Here is a 17,047-nt window from a genome sequence, read left to right as displayed (position 1 = left end):
GTTCAGTCACCTGCCTGGATGAGACCGCCCCGGCGCCGCATCAGAAACGCGGTGAACACCATGGACAGGACGAAGAGGACGAGGGCGACGACACACGCGGAGCCGTAGTCGAAGCGCTGGAAACCGAGGTTGTAGACGAGCTGGGGCAGGGTGAGCGTCGACTTCTCCGGATAACCGGGCTCGAACTGCGTGCCCGCGCCCTGGATGACACCCGAGGCGACCTTCCCGGCGATGAGCGGCTGTGTGTAGTACTGCATCGTCTGGATGACACCCGTGACGACCGCGAACATCACGATCGGCGAGATGTTCGGGAGCGTGACGTACCGGAAGCGCTGCCATGCCGACGCGCCGTCCAGCTCCGCCGCCTCGTACTGCTCCGCCGGTACGTCGAGCAGCGCGGCCATGAAGATGACCATCAGGTCGCCGATGCCCCACAGCGCCAGCAGGGTCAGCGCCGGCTTGGACCAGGTGGGGTCGTTGAACCAGCCCGGGGCCGGGATGCCGATCTTCTCCAGGATCGAGTTGACCGGGCCCGTACCGGGGTTGAGGAGAAAGGCGAAGGCCATGGTGGCCGCGACCGGAGGGGCCAGGTAGGGCAGATAGAAGAGGGTGCGGAAGACACCCGTACCCGTCTTGATCTTCGTGATGAGCATGCCGATGCCGAGGCCGAAGACGACCCGGAGCGAGACCATCACGACCACGAGCCACAGGGTGTTGCGCATCGCGGGCCAGAAGTAGGGATAGTGCTCGAAGACGTACGTCCAGTTCTTCGTGCCGTTCCACGTCGCCGGTTTGAAACCGTCGTAGTGCATGAAGGAGAAATAGACCGTCGAGATCAGCGGATACGCGAAGAAGACCGCGAAGCCGATCAGCCAGGGCGACATGAAGGCGAGAGTCCGAAGCGCCGACCGGCGGCGCTTCGACGCCAGTGTGATCGTGCTCATCGCTACTTCGCCTGCGCGATGTCCGTGTCGATCTGCGCGGCGGCCTGCTTCAGGCCCGCCTTCAGGTCGGTGACCTTGCCGCTCTCGTAGTCGTAGCCGAGCTGCTGGATCGTCGTCAGGTACACACCGCCGTTGACGGAGGCGGGTGCCGTCGTGGAGTCCGGGTTCGCGGCGATGTCCAGGAACGTCTTGAACCGCGGGTCGTACTTCAGTTTCGGCGACTTCAGGGCGGCCAGTGTGGACGGCACGTTGTGGATGGCGTTGGAGAAGTCCACCACCGCGCCCGTGTCGGTGCTGATGTACTTCACGAACTCCCAGGCCGCGTTCTGCTTCTTGCTGGTGGCGGCGATGCCGGCGATGGTGCCGGTGATGTAGCCCTTGCCGTACTGGGCGGCCTGGGCGTCGGGGACCGGCATCGGGGCGACACCTATGTCGAAGTTCGGCTTGGCGGCCAGGGCCATGCCCAGGCGCCACTCACCGTCGAGCTGCATGGCCACCTGGCCGGTCTGGAAGGGGTGCTTGGGGCCCCATTCGTCGCCGAGCGTGGCGCGGAACGTCTCCAGCTTCTTGTAGCCGCCGAGCTCGTCGACAAGGTGCTTCTGGACCGTGAAGGCGTCGGCGAAAGCGGGGTCCTTGGCGACGTTCGACTTTCCCTGGCTGTCGAAGTACGTCGGCGAGAACTGCCCGAGGTAGTGCTCCGTCGTGGTCTCCCAGCCGTGGTAGTTCGGCATGAAACCGAGCTGCTTGAAGCTGTCGCCCTGAGCGATCGTCAGCTTCTTGGCATCGGCCGCGAATTCGGTCCAGGTCTTCGGCGGGCTGGTGATACCGGCCTTCTTGAACGCCGTCTTGTTGTAGTAGAGCCCGTAGGCGTCCCCCAGCAGCGGTACCGAGCAGCGGTTGCCGTCGAACTGGGTGTACTCGTTCATCGCCTTCGGGAACGTCGTCTCCGGGTCGATGTCCGACTTCTTGAAGAAGGGGTTGAGGTCGACGAGCGCACCCGAGTCGCAGAACTTGCCCACGCTGTTGGTGGTGAAGGACGAGATGACGTCCGGGGCCTTGTCGCCGCCGGTGCGCAGCGCCTGGTTCATCTTGTCGTCGGTCATGTTGCCGACGACGTTGACGTGGATGTTGGGGTGCGCCTTCTCGAAGCCGGCGATCAGCGCGTTGACGGCCTTGACCTCGCTCGGTGCGCTCCAGGCGTGCCAGAAGTTGATGGTGGTGTTCGCGGAGGCGTCGTCGGTGGCGCCGGAGGAGGACTGGCCGGTACAGGCGGTGAGAAGGGCGAGCGAACCGGTGAGGGCGGTCAGGGCAAAAGCCGTCTTTCGGGCAGCGGAGGGCATGGGCATGGCAGGGTCTCCCAGGGGCGGGCGGTGAGGGAAGGGGCCGGTGCGGGGGGTGAAGGGCCGGTACGGGTCCGGGTGTTACGCGGGTCAGCGCGAGGTGTCGAAGATCTCGTCGCGGGTGGTCGCGAGCGCGCTCTCCAGCGCGCCGCGCAGCACGGGGTGTTCCTGGACGTCGCCGACGACGAGCCGTGGCCGGGCTGCCGCCAGTTCCTCCAGCTCGGCCTGGACCAGGGCGCGGAGCACTTCGCCGCCGGAGGTCAGGACGGTGCCGCTGAGGACGACGAGTTCGGGGTCGAGGACGGAGACGAGGGAGGCGAGACCGGTGGCGACCCGGGTCGCGTAGGTCCGCAGGAGTTCGTGGTGCGGGCCGCTGCCGTGGTCGGCGGCGCGGGCGACGAGCGCGGCGGCCACCTCGGAGTGCGACCCGGTCGGCAGGTCCCCGATGCCGAGCGCGCCGGCCAGCCTGGGCAGCGACTGCGAACCGGCGAGTTCCTGGTAACCGCCGCTGTTGGCCTTGGTGACCTGGCGGACCAGCGGGGTGCCCGGCACCGGCAGGAAGCCGACCTCGCCGGCGCCGCCGGTCCAGCCGCGGTGCAGCCGGCCGCCGAGGACCAGTGCGGCGCCCAGGCCCTCCTCGTTCCACAGCAGGACGAAGTCGCCGTGGCCGCGGGCCGCGCCGAGCCGCTGTTCGGCGATGGCGACGAGGTTGACGTCGTTCTCGTACTCGACGGGCATCGGCAGCGCGGCGGCGAGGTCGTCGAGCAGCGCGGGGGAGTGCCAGCCGGGCAGGTGCGAGGCGTAGCGCAGCCGGCCGGTGTTGGGGTCGAAGGCGCCGGGTGTGCCGATGACCAGCCGGCGGACGTCGTCGCGGGCCAGTCCGGCCGCCTTCACGGCACCGTCGAGGGCGTCGGTGACCTGCCGTACGACGGACTGGGCCGACCGACGTCCCGGGGTGGGGAGTTCGTACTCGCCGACGGTGCGGCCGGTGACGTCGGCGACGGCGGCCCGGATCCGGGCCGGGTTGACGTCGAGCCCGGCGGCGTGGGCGGCGGCGGGATTCACCGAGTACAGCTGGGCGTTGGGGCCCGGCCTGCCCTCGCTCGTCCCGGTCGCGAGCACCAGGCCGGCCGCCTCCAGGCGGGCCAGCAGCTGGGAGGCGGTCGGCTTGGAGAGGCCGGTGAGCTTGCCGATCCGGGTGCGCGACAGCGGACCGTGCTCCAGCAGCAGGTCCAGTGCGGCGCGGTCGTTCATGGCGCGCAGCACGCGCGGGGTGCCCGGCGTACCGGCGGTTCCTGCCATGCGGTTCGACACCTGCCTCTCCAGCCGCTCAGTTTCCCAGTGACCTGGGCGATCGGTCCACCCGGGTGAGTCACCCGGATCACTCGTCCGGGTCGTTCGTCCCGAACGCTCGGCCGTTGATCACTGTTAGGAAAGTTTCCTGTTGGCTGGAAAACGTAGGCCGCCGGAAGGAGAGCGTCAATAGCCCGCCTGCGCGGCAACGCACTCGTTACCTGGGCCCGGACACCCGAAGGGCCCGCCCGGAAGACCGGACGGGCCCTGAGATGAGGCGACCGCAGGTACTACTTGACCTTGATGAAGTCGCCCGTGGCCGTCGCCGCGGCGGTGGTCGTCGTACCGGCGAAGACATAGCGGTAGTAGCCGCTCTTCGACGCCTTCACCGTGGTGGACAGGGCGCCGTTCGTGCCGGAGGTGATGCCCTTGACGTTCGTGTACGTACTGCTGCCCTCGGCGCGGAACTGCAGGACGGCCTTCTGCCCCGTGTAGCCCTTGTACGCGACGGCGTTCCAGTCCGCCCGGGTCAGCTTGCCCTTGACCGTGATCGTCTTCCCCTTGGTCACCGGCTCCGGGGAGGCGTCGGCGGTCAGCTTGGCCGCGCGCTGCACCTTGGCCGTGCCGAGGTTGCCCCAGATCGCCATGCCGGAGTTGGAGCTGAGGAAGTCGTCCGAGCTGGTGCGGTCCATGTAGCTGTAGGCGCCGCCGGCCTTCCAGGTGGTGGCGTCGGCGGCCTCGAACAGGTCGCCCTTCGGGTCGATGACGATCTTCTCGGAGCAGTTCGCGGTGACGGTCGTGTCCGTCGTCGCCGTCGTCGTGCAGGTGGGCAGGTCGTCGGGTCCGACCAGGTTGTCCAGCGACTTCAGGGTGCCGCGGTAGAGGATCACGCCGGCGAACGACGTCTCACCGTCGACGTCCACGTCCACGGGCCGGGTCAGGGTGTACGTCACCGGCACGCTCACCGTCTTGGTGGTGCCGACCGCGATGGCTTTGCCGCTGTTCACCTTGATGTCGGTGAACTTCAGATCGGGCGTGCTCGTGGCCGCGGAGGCGGCGGGCGCCGCGATACCGGCCAGGGCCAGGGCACCGGACAGGGCGGCGCCTATGGCGAGCTTTCTCATGTATCCCCACATTCGAGACGGGTCCCCCGGCGGCTTCGCGCTCCAGATCAAGGACCCGTGGTGGGGCGACCCTAGATCACCGTGTGATGCGCGGAGAATGCGGGGGGCCTGTGAAGAACCTCTGAATCCGACCGGGCCTCGCTCCGTGATCACGACTCCGTCACGATCTTCGTCATCCTTGGTCAGGCGCGCCCCGGGTACGGCTTCCTGCTCCTGTACCCCGACACCGACCAGGAGAGCGGCGGCTGAGACGTGACCCCTCTGAAAGGGTTGTTCCTACGGCTGCTGTGGAGCACGTTCACCGACTTCGTGCCCCCGCTGCTGGTGATGTGGGTCCTCGCCTTCGTCGACGACGGCATCACCTGGTCGGCCGTGGGCGAGGCGGCCCTGCTCGCGCTGACGTGGTGGCTGCTCGCCCTGCTGTGGGCGGCCTGGCGGACCCGCTCGCTCGTGCGGGCGGCACGAGGGCTGGACGTAGAGGTCTCAGGGAACGCCCTCGACGGCATCCAGGCGCACACCCTCACCGGTGTCCCGCTCTCCCTCGTCCGTGCCGAACTGGGCGCGGCCCCGAGGGCGTTGGAGGTCGGCGGCGGCAACCCGGTCTGGTTCCGGTGGCGTCCGTTTTGGAGTCGGGCATCCGCCGAGGGGACGGTCGCCTGCGAGGAGTCCACCCAGGAGGCTCGCGTCGAGGTCCGCGCCGGCAAAGGGCTCAGGGGTGATGCCGTCCTGCTCCGGGGCGCCGTCTTCATCGCGCTCTGCCAGATAGTGCGCACACTCGAAGGCCGTTGAGCCGAGGGCCGCTCAGTCGCCGAGGAAGGGGGCCGTGTCGAGGGTGGGATAGGGCGCCGGGAGGGGGAGCGGGTCGCCGAGGCTCACCTTCTCGTCGGTCTGGTAGTAGGCCTCGGTGGGGTCGTCGCCGGGGAAAACGGGGTCGGTGTAGCAGTGGGCGGTCTTGGTGTGGCGGTCGATGAGGACGTAGACCGGGATGCCGGCGGCGGCGTACGCGCGGAACTTGGGGCCGGTGTCGGTCTCGTGATTCGTCGAGGTGACCTCTCCCACCAAGGTGATCATGTCGGCCGGGTACCAGCCTTTGTGCGCTTTGCGGTACGACTCGTCGAGTTCGGTGGACCTGCGGCGGCGGACGTAGAAGTCCGGGACGAACAACGCCATGGTCTTGCCGTCCTTGTGGGCGGCGCGGTAGCCGTTGCCCATGCCCACGAGGCGGATACCGGCGGCGCGGAACTGGAACCCCAGCTCGAATGTCCCGTGGTTATGGTTGTCGTTCGCCGTCGGTGGCACGATGGCCATCCCCTCGATGTACTCGGGTCGAATCGGCGCCACCGACGCCTCCTCGATCGCGATCAGCAGATCGATGGGGTCCTGCTCCGTCATGACCGTCTCCATGATCGGTTCGGCGCTCATCCCTGGTTCTCCTCACGCTGCTGCCAGGCTAAGCCCGCGCCGGGCGCCCCGGCAGAACGATGGGGCACCCCGCACGTCGTGAGACGCCGGAATGCCCCACCGTTCACTCGAACGAGTGTGCTGAACCGTTCCGCTACTTCCCTGTCGTCGCCGGCCGCTGCGCGGCGATCGGTGTCGTCGCCGCCACCTGCGGGGAGTCCGCGTTGGAGAACGCCGACGGTGCCGCCACGGCCGCCGTCGGATCCGGGGTCTCGTCCTCCGAGAGCGCGGTGGGGACGCCGCCGACGATCCGGATGTCCGCCTCGTCGAAGGCCCGCTTGATCCGCCAGCGCAGCTCGCGCTCCACGGTCAGCGCCTTGCCCGGCATGGTCTTGGCGGAGAGGCGGACCACCATCGAGTCGATGAGGACGGAGTCCAGGCCGAGGATCTGGATCGGGCCCCACAGCAGCTCGTTCCAGGGCTCCTCCTTGGCCATCTTCTCGGCGACCTCGTCGAGGGTGGCCCGGACCCGGTCCAGGTCCTCGCTGGGCCGGAGGGTGACGTCGACGCCGGCCGTGGCCCAGCCCTGCGAGAGGTTGCCGATGCGTTTGATCTCGCCGTTGCGGACGTACCAGATCTCGCCGCTGTCGCCGCGCAGCTTGGTCACCCGCAGGCCGACCTCGACCACCTCGCCGGAGGCGACCCCCGCGTCGATCGAGTCGCCGACGCCGTACTGGTCCTCCAGGATCATGAACACGCCGGACAGGAAGTCCGTGACCAGGTTGCGGGCGCCGAAACCGATCGCCACACCGGCGACACCGGCCGAGGCCAGCAGCGGCGCCAGGTTGATCTGGAAGGCGGACAGCACCGTCAGCGCCGCCGTGCCCAGGATCACGAAGCTCGCCACCGACCGCAGCACGGACCCGATCGCGTGTGAACGCTGCCGCCGCCGCTCGGCGTTGACCAGCAGCCCGCCGAGGGTGGTGCCCTCCGCCGACTCGGCGGTCCGGTTCATACGATCGATGAGCTTGGTTATCGCCCGCAGCACGACCCTTCTGAGGACCACCGCGATCACCAGGATCAGCAGCACCTTCAGGCCTATCGCCAGCCATGTCGACCAGTTCTGCTCGACCCAGCTGGCCGCGTTCGTGGCGCTCTGCTGGGCGTCCTGGAGCGTGGGTACCGCCGGGGTGGGCGACCCCGAGGGGGTCGGTGACGGCGACGGACCGGCGGCCAGTAGGACGGCGGGCAAGGACACGGCGGGTACCTCCAGGCGGTGCGGTACTGCCCTCCGACACGGCGTTCAAGGTCACGGAAAGGTCACCGGACGGGCAGGATCACCACACTAACGGGGCATCGTGTGTGGGCCCGACCGTTACGAGAAGGAGAGACCGCGCTCACTCCCGCCTGAGCTGGCCCGCTTGGAAAGGGGGGTATCCGGGGGATGAATGCGGTGTGGTCGAAAACACTCCCAGCCCGTTACGTGGACATGGTGGCGCGTCCACCAGGCAAGAGGAGAGACTGGCCACAAATCGTCCCGGCGCGAGCCACGCGCCGCCGACGCCCAAGGAGGCCCCCGTGCCGCACGTCCTGGTCCTCAACGCGTCGTACGAGCCGCTCGGCGTCGTACCGCTCCGCCGCGCGCTCGTCCTCGTCCTGGAGAACAAGGCTGTCGCCTTGGAGGAATCCGGCGCCTATATGCACAGCGCAACCGTCACAGTCCCCGCACCCAGCGTGGTCCGGCTCAAGCGATTCGTACGGGTTCCCTACCGGGGGCCCGTTCCTCTGACCCGAAGGGCGCTCTTCGCGCGCGACGGGGGCCGGTGCATGTACTGCGGTGGCGTCGCAACCAGCGTCGACCACGTCATCCCGCGCAGTCGCGGGGGTCAGCACGTCTGGGACAACGTGGTCGCGTCGTGCCGCCGCTGCAACCACGTCAAGGCCGACCGCCATCTCTTCGAGATCGGCTGGCGGCTGCGGCACAAACCAGCCCCACCCACCGGCCTGGCCTGGCGCATCATCGGGACCGGCCACAGGGACCCGCGCTGGCTGCCCTACTTGCAACCGTACGGCGCGGACGACGCCCTGGCCCGGATCGACGGCATCTCCGCCTGACGATCCGGGCTTTCGCATACCCGGGCGCCCGGGTGCTCCGGCCTCCGGGGGTCCCCTGTGCCCCCGGAGGCCGGACACTCATCCGGCGGTCATGCGTAGCGCAGCTCAGCCGGATGCACCGAGCGGTGCAACAGCGGGAGCGCGGTGGCCGCTGCCAGCAGACAGGCGCCGTAGACCGCGAGCGGAACCAGCAGGGCCGGGTACGGCACGGCCGGCGAGGTGTACGTCGTGGCGGTGGAGGCGTACCAGACGCCGACGGCCATGCCGCCCGTGCCCGCCACCAGGACCGCCGGGGCCAGCGGCAGCGCGGTCTCCAGGAGCAGCGCCCGGCCCAGCACGCCGCGAGGCACTCCGGCGGCGGCCTGCGCGGCCAGGCCCCGGCGCCGGGTGGCCAGCGACTCGGCGGTGCCGACGGCGAGACCGGACAGGACGATCGCCAGGGCGACGAGGATCGCGGCAGCCGTGAGGTCCAGACCCGTCGTGTAGTACGCGAGGTCCATGCCGAGCTGGTCTGCGCGGTCCATGGCGTGCAGAACCGCGAGCAGCACCTGCCGCACCCCCACGAATCCGGTGCCCACGACGGTCACCAGCAGGACGGCCGCGTGCGTGCGGGCCGCCGCCCACGGGTCGTCGCGCAGCCGTTCCGCCGCGATCAGCAGCGCCGGGCTCTGCGCACGGGCGGCGAGCACCCGGCCCAGCCACCGGGACGACCAGCCCGCCAGCCACACCGCCGAGGCGCCGACCAGCAGACAGGCGGCGAAGACCGTGAGCGGGCCGAGAGCGAGCCCGACGAGGGGGAACGCGAAGGAATCACCGACGAGCGCGGTCATCGCGACCAACACCGCCAGCACGGTCAGCAACCCGGTCGCCACCCGGAACGCCCGCCCCGGACCCCTGGTCGGCCGCGCCCGTCGGATCCAGCCCAGCGGCGAAGTCACCACCCGGCGCAATGCCAGAGCGCTCACGGCCGCGCCCAGCACCGGCACCAGCACGGCCACCACGGCGATGCCGGCCCAGGCCAGTGGATCGGGACCGTGCCACAGACGCAGCAGGGACAGCACGGAGAACACGGTGGCCACGGCCGAGCCGGCCAGGCAGGCCAGCCCCGACTCCAGCGCGGCGATCCGCCGCACCTGCACGGGCGTGGCACCTGCCAGCCGCAGCGCGGCCAGCCGCCGGTCGCGGTGCACCGCGCCGACCCGCGCGCACTGCCCGAGGAATCCGAACACCGGGATGAACAGCAGCATCAGCACGGTGATCACTCCGTCGCGCGTTCCCGGCTGGTCCAGCAGCCCGGAACCGACCGGGACGCTGTACTGGCCGTCCATCGGGACGAGCACCGCGATCACCAGCCCGATGCCCGTCGCCAGCGCCGCCCCGATAGCCGTCAGCAGGACCCGCCACCACTCCCGTCGGTCCGACCCCCGGGTGAGCAGCAGCGCCAGTCGCAGATCGGCCCTCACGCCGCCACCCCCACAGGCGCCACGGTCCCGTCGCTCAGCCGCACCTCGCGGTCCGCGTACGCCGCGACCTGGGCGTCGTGGGTGATCAGCAGCACGGCCGTGCCCGACTCGCGGGCCGTGTGCACCAGCGACGTCATCACCTGCTCGCTCGCCAGCGAGTCCAGAGCCCCCGTCGGCTCGTCCGCGAAGACCACCTTCGGGCCGGTCACCAGCGCTCGTGCCAGGGCGGTCCGCTGCGCCTGGCCACCGCTCATCTCGCCCGGCCGCAGCTCCTCCTGTCCGCGCACCCCGAACCGCTCCAGCCACTCGCCGGCCCGTGCCCGGGCTTCGGTGCGGCCCGCTCCGGCCAGCATCAGCGGCAGCGCCACGTTGTCGAAGGCGGTCAGTTCCGGGATCAGCTGCCCGAACTGGAAGACCACGCCGAAGTCGGAGCGCCGCAGCTCGCTCAGCCGCTTCTCCGGCAGCTGGTCGAGCCGCAGACCGTCGTAGGCCACCGAGCCCGCGTCCGGTCGTACGATCCCGGCCAGACAGTGCAGCAGGGTGGACTTGCCGCTGCCGCTGGCCCCCGTCACGGCGAGGATCTCACCGGCGCGCAACTCGACGGAGGCGCCACGCAGTGCCTCTGCCCTGCCGTGCGCCTTGACGAGGTCCCGGCCCGCCAGAAGCGGCACCGAGGAATCCCCCTGGTTGCTCATGCTGCGTCGACCTCCGCGGTCAGAGTGGTCAGCCGGGCCGCCGTGGTGTTCATCCAGCGGAGGTCGGCATCGAGGTGGTTGAGGGCGTAGTCCGCCGAGAGCACGGTCGCCAGGTCGGTGCCCCGGGCCGTCTTCACGGCCGTGAGCTCCCGCATCCGTTCCATGTGCGCGGCGCGCTGGGCGCCCAGGTAGGCGGCCGGATCACCACCGGCCAGGATCGAGACGACGACCTTGGCGAAGATCTCGTTCGCCACGAAGGGCGCGGGCGGCGCGATCTCCCCGGCCCAGCGGGCCAGTTCACGTGCCCCGTCGTCCGTCGACCGGTACAGCGTCCGCTCCGGCCCTCCGTCGGCGTCGGTCCCTTCGAGCTCGGCGAGACCGTCACGGACCAGGCGTTGCAGGGTCGTGTACACCTGCCCGTAGGCCAGCGGACGGGCCTGCGGAAAGCGTTCGTCGTGGCGCCGCTTGAGGTCGTAGCCATGACTCGGCCCTGCCTTCAGCAGCCCCAGAAGGATGTGCCGGGTGCTCATGGAGACCAGTATGCACTGGATACATGTACTGAGTGAATAGTCCTCTGGGAATCGCCGGCAGTTCCTGGGGCGATCCCGATGAGACCGAGCACTTAGTCGAGGTCAAGCAGCGGCGCCGGGAGCGGCTCTTCGGCGAGCGCCCGCTCCAGTACCACGCGGCGCTTCGGGAAGCGGCGCTCCGACCACACCGTCGCCGTTCGCGGCTCCGAAACCTTCGACGGCCCGATACCCCGCCTCGCCCCGATGGCCTGGGTGGGGTTCGTCGCGTCGCAACGCTGATCGCCGTCCGCGGTCGTCCACAGTCAGGTGCCGACCGCCACCTCATGACGAAGGTCACGCCCTGTCCGTCGATCACTCGGACGCGGTCGGATCGCGGGCCGGTACCCGGCCGTCACGCGTGCCCTGGCGACGATGGGGTAGGGCTCCTCTCACCCGGCAGCCGCCGCGGTACCCGACGCCCAGACAAGGAGGCCACCGTGGCCGCAACGGTTCACCATCCGATCCCGGCCCAGTTCAAACCCCTGGTGGAGACCGAGGAGGAGTCCCTGCTGTGTGTGTTCAGCGCCGAGAGCGTGTGCGCGGAGGCGCCGCTGACCAGTGAGCCGCCGCTGCCCGACGCCGAGCCCCTCACCAGCGAACCGCCGCTCGCCGACCTGGCCCCACTGACCAGTGAGCCGGGGTTGTAGATGAGCGAAGCCCTGGACCGGGGGTTGTGCCGGCTCGCCGAGCTGCACGGCGTCGCCACCTCCTACAGCCCGTCCCCGGACCGTACGGTCGCGGCCTCCGCCGGAGCCGTGATTGCCGCGCTGGCCGCCCTGGGCGTCGACGCGAGCGGCCCGGAGGCCGTCCGCACCGCCCTCGCCGACCGGGAGCGGGATCTCGCCGAACGGCTGCTGCCGCCGACGCTCGTCCACTGGGCCGGGTCCGGCGACCCCGCCCTCGACCTGCCCGCCGGCACCCGGCTGGAGGTGCGCACGGAGGACGGGGAGACCCGGGACGACGTGCGGGGCCTGCCGACGGGGGTGCATCTGCTGACCGCCGCCGCGCCCGACGGCCGTACCGCCCGCGCCCACCTGATCGTCGCCCCCGACCGGCTGCCCACCCCCGCCGGCCGTACGTACGGACTCCTCGTCCAGCTGTACTCGCTGCTCTCCCGCCGCTCCTGGGGCATGGGCGACCTCGGTGACCTCGCCGAACTCGCCGACTGGGCCGGACGCACCACCGGGGCCGGATTCGTCCAGGTCAACCCGTTGCACGCGGCCGTGCCCGGCCCCCCGACCGACCCCTCCCCGTACCGCCCCTCCTCCCGCCGCTTCCCCGACCCGGTGCATCTGCGGCTGGAGTCCGTCCCCGAGTACGTCCCGGACCCCGCGCTCGAGGAACGCGCCGGACGGCTGCGCGCCGCCGTCCTCGACCAGGGCGCCCACATCGACCGGGACGCGGTCTGGGCGCTGAAGCGGGAGGCGCTGGAGGCGCTGGCCGCCGTACCGCTCACCCCCGCACGGCAGGCCGCCTACGACGCCTTCCTCGCCGAACAGGGACAGGCCCTGGAGGACCACGCCACCTGGTACGCGCTCGCCGAGCGGCACGGCTCCGACTGGCACCGGTGGCCGGAGGCCCTGCGCGACCCCCGCTCACCGGAGACCGCCCGCGCCCGCGCCGGGCTGCGCGACCGCGTCGCCTTCCACTCCCGGCTCGCCTGGCTCACCGACACCCAGCTCACCGCCGCCCAGCACACCGCCCGCGAGGCCGGGATGCCGGTCGGGATCGTGCACGACCTCGCCGTCGGCGTGCACCCCCAGGGCGCGGACGCCTGGGCGCAGCGCGCGTTCTTCGCCGCCGGGATGTCCGTCGGCGCCCCACCCGACGCCTTCAACGCCCGCGGCCAGGACTGGGGCCTGCCGCCCTGGCGCCCTGACCGCCTCGCCGCCTCCGGCCACGCCCCCTACCGCCAGCTCCTGCGCGCCCTCTTCCGCTACGCGGGCGCCCTGCGCATCGACCATGTGATGGGCCTGTTCCGGCTGTGGTGGGTACCGGAGGGCCGGCCGCCCACGGAGGGCACCTACGTCCGCTACGACGCCGAGGCCATGCTCGCCCTGCTGGCCATCGAGGCGACCCGGGCCGGAGCGGTGGTGATCGGGGAGGACCTGGGGACCGTTGAGCCGGGGGTGCGCGAGACACTCCAGCGGCACGGGGTGCTCGGTACGTCGGTGCTCTGGTTCGAACGGGACTGGGACGGCGACGGCCGCCCGCTCCCCCCGGAACGCTGGCGCGCCGACTGCCTCGCCACCGCCACCACCCACGACCTGCCGTCCACCGCCGCCCGCCTCACCGGCGAACACGTCGAACTCCGCGACCGGCTGGGCCTGTTGACCCGCCCGGTGGAGGAGGAGAGGGCGGACGCGGCGGCCGACGCGGCCGAGTGGCTGGCCCTGCTGACCCGCCTGGACCTGCTCGCGGCGTCCGACGCCGGTGACGAGGAGGCCGAGATCCAGGCCGTCCATCGCTTTCTGCTCCACACCCCGGCCCGCATGATCGGCGTCTGGCTCCCCGACACCGTCGGCGACCGCCGCCCCCAGAACCTCCCCGGCACCTGGGACCAGTACCCGAACTGGCGCCTGCCGATCGCGGACGCGACGGGCCGGCCGGTGACATTGGAGGAGTTGATGGAGTCGGGGAGGGCGCGGGCACTGCTGGAGGTTCTGCGTTCGGACAACCGGCCCGACCCGGAGGACGACGGCCGCCAGGTGTCGCTTTCCGGGCCGTCCGGGGTGTGAGGGCGGTGGGGAGCGGTGGCCCCCGGGACGGTCACCGCAGCGCCGGGCACCGCGTACAGGTACCCCGGCCGCGCGCCCCTCAAGTCGGCCCGCTAGTTTGGCAGTGTGGACAAGAAGAACGCCCTGCGCGCCGGCGCCCTGGCTGCCGGTACGACGCTGATGATGCTGCTCATGTCGTCGCCTGCCCTCGCGCTCACGCGTGACGACGGTGACGATCCCGGCAAGGGCCTGAGCGTCATCGAGACGCTGGGCCTCTACGTCCTGACCCCGCTCGTGCTGTTCGCGGTCATCGCGGGCCTGGTGATGGTGCTGGACAAGTCCAAGATCCGGGTCACCAAGCCGGGCGCGACGAAGGCCAAGGCGAAGGCCTGACCTCCGCTTCGAAGGCCTGACAACCTCCGTTTCTCCACCGAGGGCGCCGGTCGCCTTCCGTACCTGCCTCAAGGGGACGTACGGGAGCCGACCGGCGCCCTCGGTGCGTCGCTCAGGGGCTCGGCGCGGTCAGATACCGCTGCAGGGTCGGCCCGAGCCACGCCAGGATCTCCTCAGGGGCCAGCGCCACCACCGGCGGCAGCCGCAGCACATAGCGGGTGAGTGCGAGCCCCATCAGCTGCGCGGCACACAGCCCCGCCCGCGTCTGTACCTGCTCGGGGTCGGGGCACACCCGCTCGGCCACCGGCACCACCTGCTCCCGGAAGATGCCCTGCAGGCGCTCGGCCCCCGCCTTGTTGGTGATGCCGACACGCAGCACCGCGGTGAGCTCCTCGTTCGTCTCCCAGACGGTCAGGAAGTGGGCCACCAGCGCCCTTCCGACCTCGGTGCGTGGCGTCTGGGACACGTCGGGCATCCGCAGATCGAGCGCGACGGCCGCCGCGAACAGGCCGTCCTTGTTGCCGAAGTAGCGCATGACCATGGAGGGGTCGATATGCGCGTCCTTGGCGATGGCGCGGATGGTGGCGCGCTCGTAGCCGTCGGTGGCGAAGCGCTCCCGGGCGGCGGCCAGGATGGCGGAGCGGCTCGCGTCGGAGCGGCGCGCCGCCGAGCCGTTCGTGGGCTCTTTGTTTCTACTGGGGGTGCCGGTCATGCCAACGAGCGTAGGCCAACATCTGTGGGCCAACAAGCGTTGGCCAACGGGTGCGGGTCAACGGATGTGGGTCGACGGCCGTAGGTCAACGGGTGTAGGCCAACAGGTGTTGACTCCGCTATCGCACCGTCCTACCCTTGCCAACAAGTGTTGACCAACAAGCGTTGACCAACGCCCGTAGGTCCTCAATCGTTGGCCAACGAGCGCTGCCCACCCCAGGAGGCACTCATGAACGGCTCGACTGGCACCACCCCCGCCGCCACCAGCCCCGTCGGCCCCGCCCCCCGAACCCCCCGCGTGATCGTCGTCGGCTCCGGCCCCACCGGCCTCCTCCTGGCCGGTGACCTCGCCGACGTCGGCATCCCGGTCACCCTCCTGGAGAAGCGCCCCCACAAGACGAGCAACCTCTCCCGCGCCTTCGCCCTGCACGCCCGCGCCCTGGAGCAGCTCGACGCCCGCGGTGTCGCCGACGACCTGGAGGCCATCGGCCGGCCCCTCACCCGGCTCAACCTCTTCGACGGGCTGACCCTCGACCTCGGCACGCTCCCCTCCCGCTACCGGCACGTGCTCGTGCTCCCGCAGTACGAGGTGGAGAAGGTGCTGGAGCGCCGCGCCGTCGAGGCGGGTGTCGACTTTCGCTACGAGTCCGAGGTGACCGGACTGACCCAGGACGCCGACGGGGTCACCGTGCACATCAGGGGTGGCGACGACGTGCGGGCCGCGTACGTCGTCGGCGCCGACGGGATGCACAGTGCCGTGCGGGAGGCGGTCGGGCTGCCGTTCCCGGGAAGGTCGGCCATCCGGTCCGTCGTCCTCGCCGACGTGCTGCTCGCCGAGAAGCCCGAGACGCTGATCACGGCCGCCGCGGTCGGTGACGCGTTCGCCTTCGTCGCGCCCTTCGGCGACGGCTACTACCGTGTCATCTGCTGGCACCGCGGCCGCGATGTCCCCGACCACGAGCCGGTCGACCTCGACGAGGTCAGGGAGATCATGCTGCTGGCCCTGGGCCGGGACTACGGGATGCACGAGGCCCGCTGGATGTCCCGCTTCCACAGCGACGAGCGGCAGGCGCCCAGCTACCGGGCCGGCCGGGTCTTCCTGGCCGGCGACGCGGCGCATGTGCACACCCCGGCCGGCGGCCAGGGCATGAACACCGGTCTGCAGGACGCGGCCAACCTGAGCTGGAAGCTCGCCGCCGTCCTGCACGGCCACGCCACCCCCGACCTGCTCGACACCTACCAGACCGAACGCCACCCCGTCGGCAGGTCGGTCCTGCGCAGCAGCGGCGCGCTCGTGCGCCTGGCGATGGCCAAGGGCTGGCAGTTGCCCGTGCGTGCCGCGCTCCTCACCGCCTTCGGCCACGTCGCCCCCGTCCGCCGGAGGATCGTGGGCCAGATCACCGGCCTCGGCTACAGGTACCGGGCCCCGAGGGGCGCCCACCGCCTCACCGGCACACGGGTCCCCGACCTCGCGCTGGCCGGCGGCGGCCGTCTCCACGAGGCCCTGCGCGGCGGCCGGTTCGTCCTGGTCACCCCGGGTTCGTACGAGGCAGCGGGCGGGGGGCGCGCGGACCGGCTGGCCGTGGTGCACTGGGCGAGCGACCGCGGTACGACGCTGCTGGTGCGCCCCGACGGATACGTGGCCTGGGCAGCAGAGGGCGCCCGGGCCGAGGACATCGAGGCGGCGCTGGCGACACACGTCGGCTGAGCGGACACCATCGGTGGCGGACCGGCTCAGCCGATGGTGAAGCCGGCCGCCTTGGTGTCCAGGGTGGTGCTGCCGTCCTGGGCGGTGGCGAGTACGGCGATGTGCCAGGCGCCGCGCGGGGACGACGCGGCGTCGGCGGCGGACACCACGGCCTTGTACGCGCACGGCGCGGTGTCCTCTTCGGCCGGCGCACAGGCCGCCGACTCCACCGCTGCCATGTCCTTGGCGGTCGGCGGCTTCTTCGCGAACTCCGACTTCTCCGGCCACGCCAGCACCTTCAGGCTCTTCACACCGGAGGACGCGGTGACCTCGGTGGAGAAGCTGAGCGAGCCGTTGCGGCCGCTGTCGGGCGCGGTGTAACGGGCGGTGCTGTGCGCGAGGGCGGGCGGCTGGTCCCCCGCGTAGGCGAGGGCGAAGGCCCCGGCGCCTCCGAGGACGACGACACCGGCGGCGATGGACAGAGCGATACGACGGGACATGGCGGGTTCTCCGAAACTGTCTGAGTGCCTCGACTGGACGAACCGGCGCTCTGTGCCGCGCCGTTGCACCGATGCTCGCAACGCACGGGCACCCC

Annotated in this window: 17 protein-coding genes and 1 pseudogene; 7 read left to right on the top strand and 11 right to left on the bottom strand. The window is 71.0% G+C overall.

Annotation, left to right across the window (positions count from 1 at the left end):
* Positions 1-2: 2 nt before the first annotated feature.
* The 4 genes from ACZ7OO_RS13860 to ACZ7OO_RS13845 form a co-directional block, all read right to left on the bottom strand.
* Positions 3-944 (bottom strand): carbohydrate ABC transporter permease, encoded by a 942-nt coding sequence (locus ACZ7OO_RS13860; RefSeq protein ID WP_471504566.1) that lies wholly within the window; start codon positions 942-944, stop codon positions 3-5.
* A gap of 2 nt (positions 945-946) precedes the next feature.
* A complete protein-coding gene (locus ACZ7OO_RS13855; protein WP_471504929.1) occupies positions 947-2,284 on the bottom strand; it encodes an ABC transporter substrate-binding protein in 1,338 nt (445 codons plus the stop codon).
* A 90-nt stretch (positions 2,285-2,374) separates the two neighbouring features.
* Complete coding sequence (locus tag ACZ7OO_RS13850; RefSeq protein ID WP_471504564.1) at positions 2,375-3,586, bottom strand: ROK family transcriptional regulator; 1,212 nt, start codon at positions 3,584-3,586, stop codon at positions 2,375-2,377.
* A 281-nt stretch (positions 3,587-3,867) separates the two neighbouring features.
* Entirely contained in the window at positions 3,868-4,701 is an 834-nt protein-coding gene (locus tag ACZ7OO_RS13845) for a hypothetical protein (RefSeq protein WP_471504563.1), read from the bottom strand.
* A 252-nt stretch (positions 4,702-4,953) separates the two neighbouring features.
* Between ACZ7OO_RS13845 and ACZ7OO_RS13840 the strand changes: the two genes are divergently transcribed.
* Positions 4,954-5,490, top strand: coding sequence for a hypothetical protein (locus ACZ7OO_RS13840; protein ID WP_471504561.1), 537 nt, complete (start codon positions 4,954-4,956; stop codon positions 5,488-5,490).
* Between the two features lie 12 nt (positions 5,491-5,502).
* Here the strand turns inward: ACZ7OO_RS13840 and ACZ7OO_RS13835 are convergent, their stop codons facing one another.
* Positions 5,503-6,123: a Uma2 family endonuclease gene (locus tag ACZ7OO_RS13835; protein WP_471504559.1), complete on the bottom strand. Its 621-nt coding sequence runs from the start codon at positions 6,121-6,123 to the stop codon at positions 5,503-5,505.
* A gap of 133 nt (positions 6,124-6,256) precedes the next feature.
* Positions 6,257-7,360 (bottom strand): mechanosensitive ion channel family protein, encoded by a 1,104-nt coding sequence (locus ACZ7OO_RS13830; protein WP_471504557.1) that lies wholly within the window; start codon positions 7,358-7,360, stop codon positions 6,257-6,259.
* A gap of 320 nt (positions 7,361-7,680) precedes the next feature.
* Here ACZ7OO_RS13830 and ACZ7OO_RS13825 point away from each other — a divergent pair, with 320 nt between their 5' ends.
* Positions 7,681-8,217, top strand: a complete 537-nt coding sequence (locus tag ACZ7OO_RS13825; protein WP_181805740.1) for an HNH endonuclease — start codon at positions 7,681-7,683, stop codon at positions 8,215-8,217.
* An 89-nt stretch (positions 8,218-8,306) separates the two neighbouring features.
* Here ACZ7OO_RS13825 and ACZ7OO_RS13820 read toward each other — a convergent pair whose 3' ends face one another.
* Genes ACZ7OO_RS13820 through ACZ7OO_RS13810 form a run of 3 tightly spaced genes read right to left on the bottom strand, consistent with a single transcriptional unit; the run spans position 8,307 to position 10,905 of the window.
* Positions 8,307-9,680: an ABC transporter permease gene (locus tag ACZ7OO_RS13820; protein WP_471504555.1), complete on the bottom strand. Its 1,374-nt coding sequence runs from the start codon at positions 9,678-9,680 to the stop codon at positions 8,307-8,309.
* Complete coding sequence (locus ACZ7OO_RS13815; RefSeq protein WP_471504554.1) at positions 9,677-10,375, bottom strand: ABC transporter ATP-binding protein; 699 nt, start codon at positions 10,373-10,375, stop codon at positions 9,677-9,679. Before ACZ7OO_RS13815 ends, ACZ7OO_RS13820 begins: the two co-directional genes overlap by 4 nt.
* Positions 10,372-10,905 (bottom strand): PadR family transcriptional regulator, encoded by a 534-nt coding sequence (locus tag ACZ7OO_RS13810; RefSeq protein ID WP_471504552.1) that lies wholly within the window; start codon positions 10,903-10,905, stop codon positions 10,372-10,374. Before ACZ7OO_RS13810 ends, ACZ7OO_RS13815 begins: the two co-directional genes overlap by 4 nt.
* Before the next feature lie 32 nt (positions 10,906-10,937).
* Between ACZ7OO_RS13810 and ACZ7OO_RS13805 the strand changes: the two are divergent.
* The 4 genes and pseudogenes from ACZ7OO_RS13805 to ACZ7OO_RS13790 form a co-directional block, all read left to right on the top strand.
* Positions 10,938-11,078, top strand: a pseudogene (locus ACZ7OO_RS13805) (XRE family transcriptional regulator); the annotation flags it as partial.
* A 303-nt stretch (positions 11,079-11,381) separates the two neighbouring features.
* Positions 11,382-11,591, top strand: coding sequence for a hypothetical protein (locus ACZ7OO_RS13800; protein WP_352220787.1), 210 nt, complete (start codon positions 11,382-11,384; stop codon positions 11,589-11,591).
* The gene (gene malQ / locus ACZ7OO_RS13795; RefSeq protein ID WP_471504551.1) at positions 11,592-13,682 is read left to right on the top strand and encodes a 4-alpha-glucanotransferase; all 2,091 of its coding nucleotides are present in this window, start codon (positions 11,592-11,594) and stop codon (positions 13,680-13,682) included.
* A 105-nt stretch (positions 13,683-13,787) separates the two neighbouring features.
* A complete protein-coding gene (locus tag ACZ7OO_RS13790) occupies positions 13,788-14,054 on the top strand; it encodes a hypothetical protein (protein ID WP_352220583.1) in 267 nt (88 codons plus the stop codon).
* Between the two features lie 112 nt (positions 14,055-14,166).
* Here the strand turns inward: ACZ7OO_RS13790 and ACZ7OO_RS13785 are convergent, their stop codons facing one another.
* The gene (locus ACZ7OO_RS13785) at positions 14,167-14,766 is read right to left on the bottom strand and encodes a TetR/AcrR family transcriptional regulator (protein WP_471504550.1); all 600 of its coding nucleotides are present in this window, start codon (positions 14,764-14,766) and stop codon (positions 14,167-14,169) included.
* 228 nt (positions 14,767-14,994) lie between these two features.
* Between ACZ7OO_RS13785 and ACZ7OO_RS13780 the strand changes: the two genes are divergently transcribed.
* Positions 14,995-16,473 (top strand): FAD-dependent monooxygenase, encoded by a 1,479-nt coding sequence (locus ACZ7OO_RS13780; protein WP_471504548.1) that lies wholly within the window; start codon positions 14,995-14,997, stop codon positions 16,471-16,473.
* A 26-nt stretch (positions 16,474-16,499) separates the two neighbouring features.
* Here ACZ7OO_RS13780 and ACZ7OO_RS13775 read toward each other — a convergent pair whose 3' ends face one another.
* Positions 16,500-16,952: a DUF5707 domain-containing protein gene (locus ACZ7OO_RS13775; RefSeq protein WP_471504547.1), complete on the bottom strand. Its 453-nt coding sequence runs from the start codon at positions 16,950-16,952 to the stop codon at positions 16,500-16,502.
* Positions 16,953-17,047 lie beyond the last annotated feature (95 nt).

This window comes from Streptomyces sp. NPDC111744 (assembly GCF_055634995.1).
Note: the sequence above shows the minus strand (reverse complement) of the source record. Positions and strands in the feature narration are given on the sequence as shown.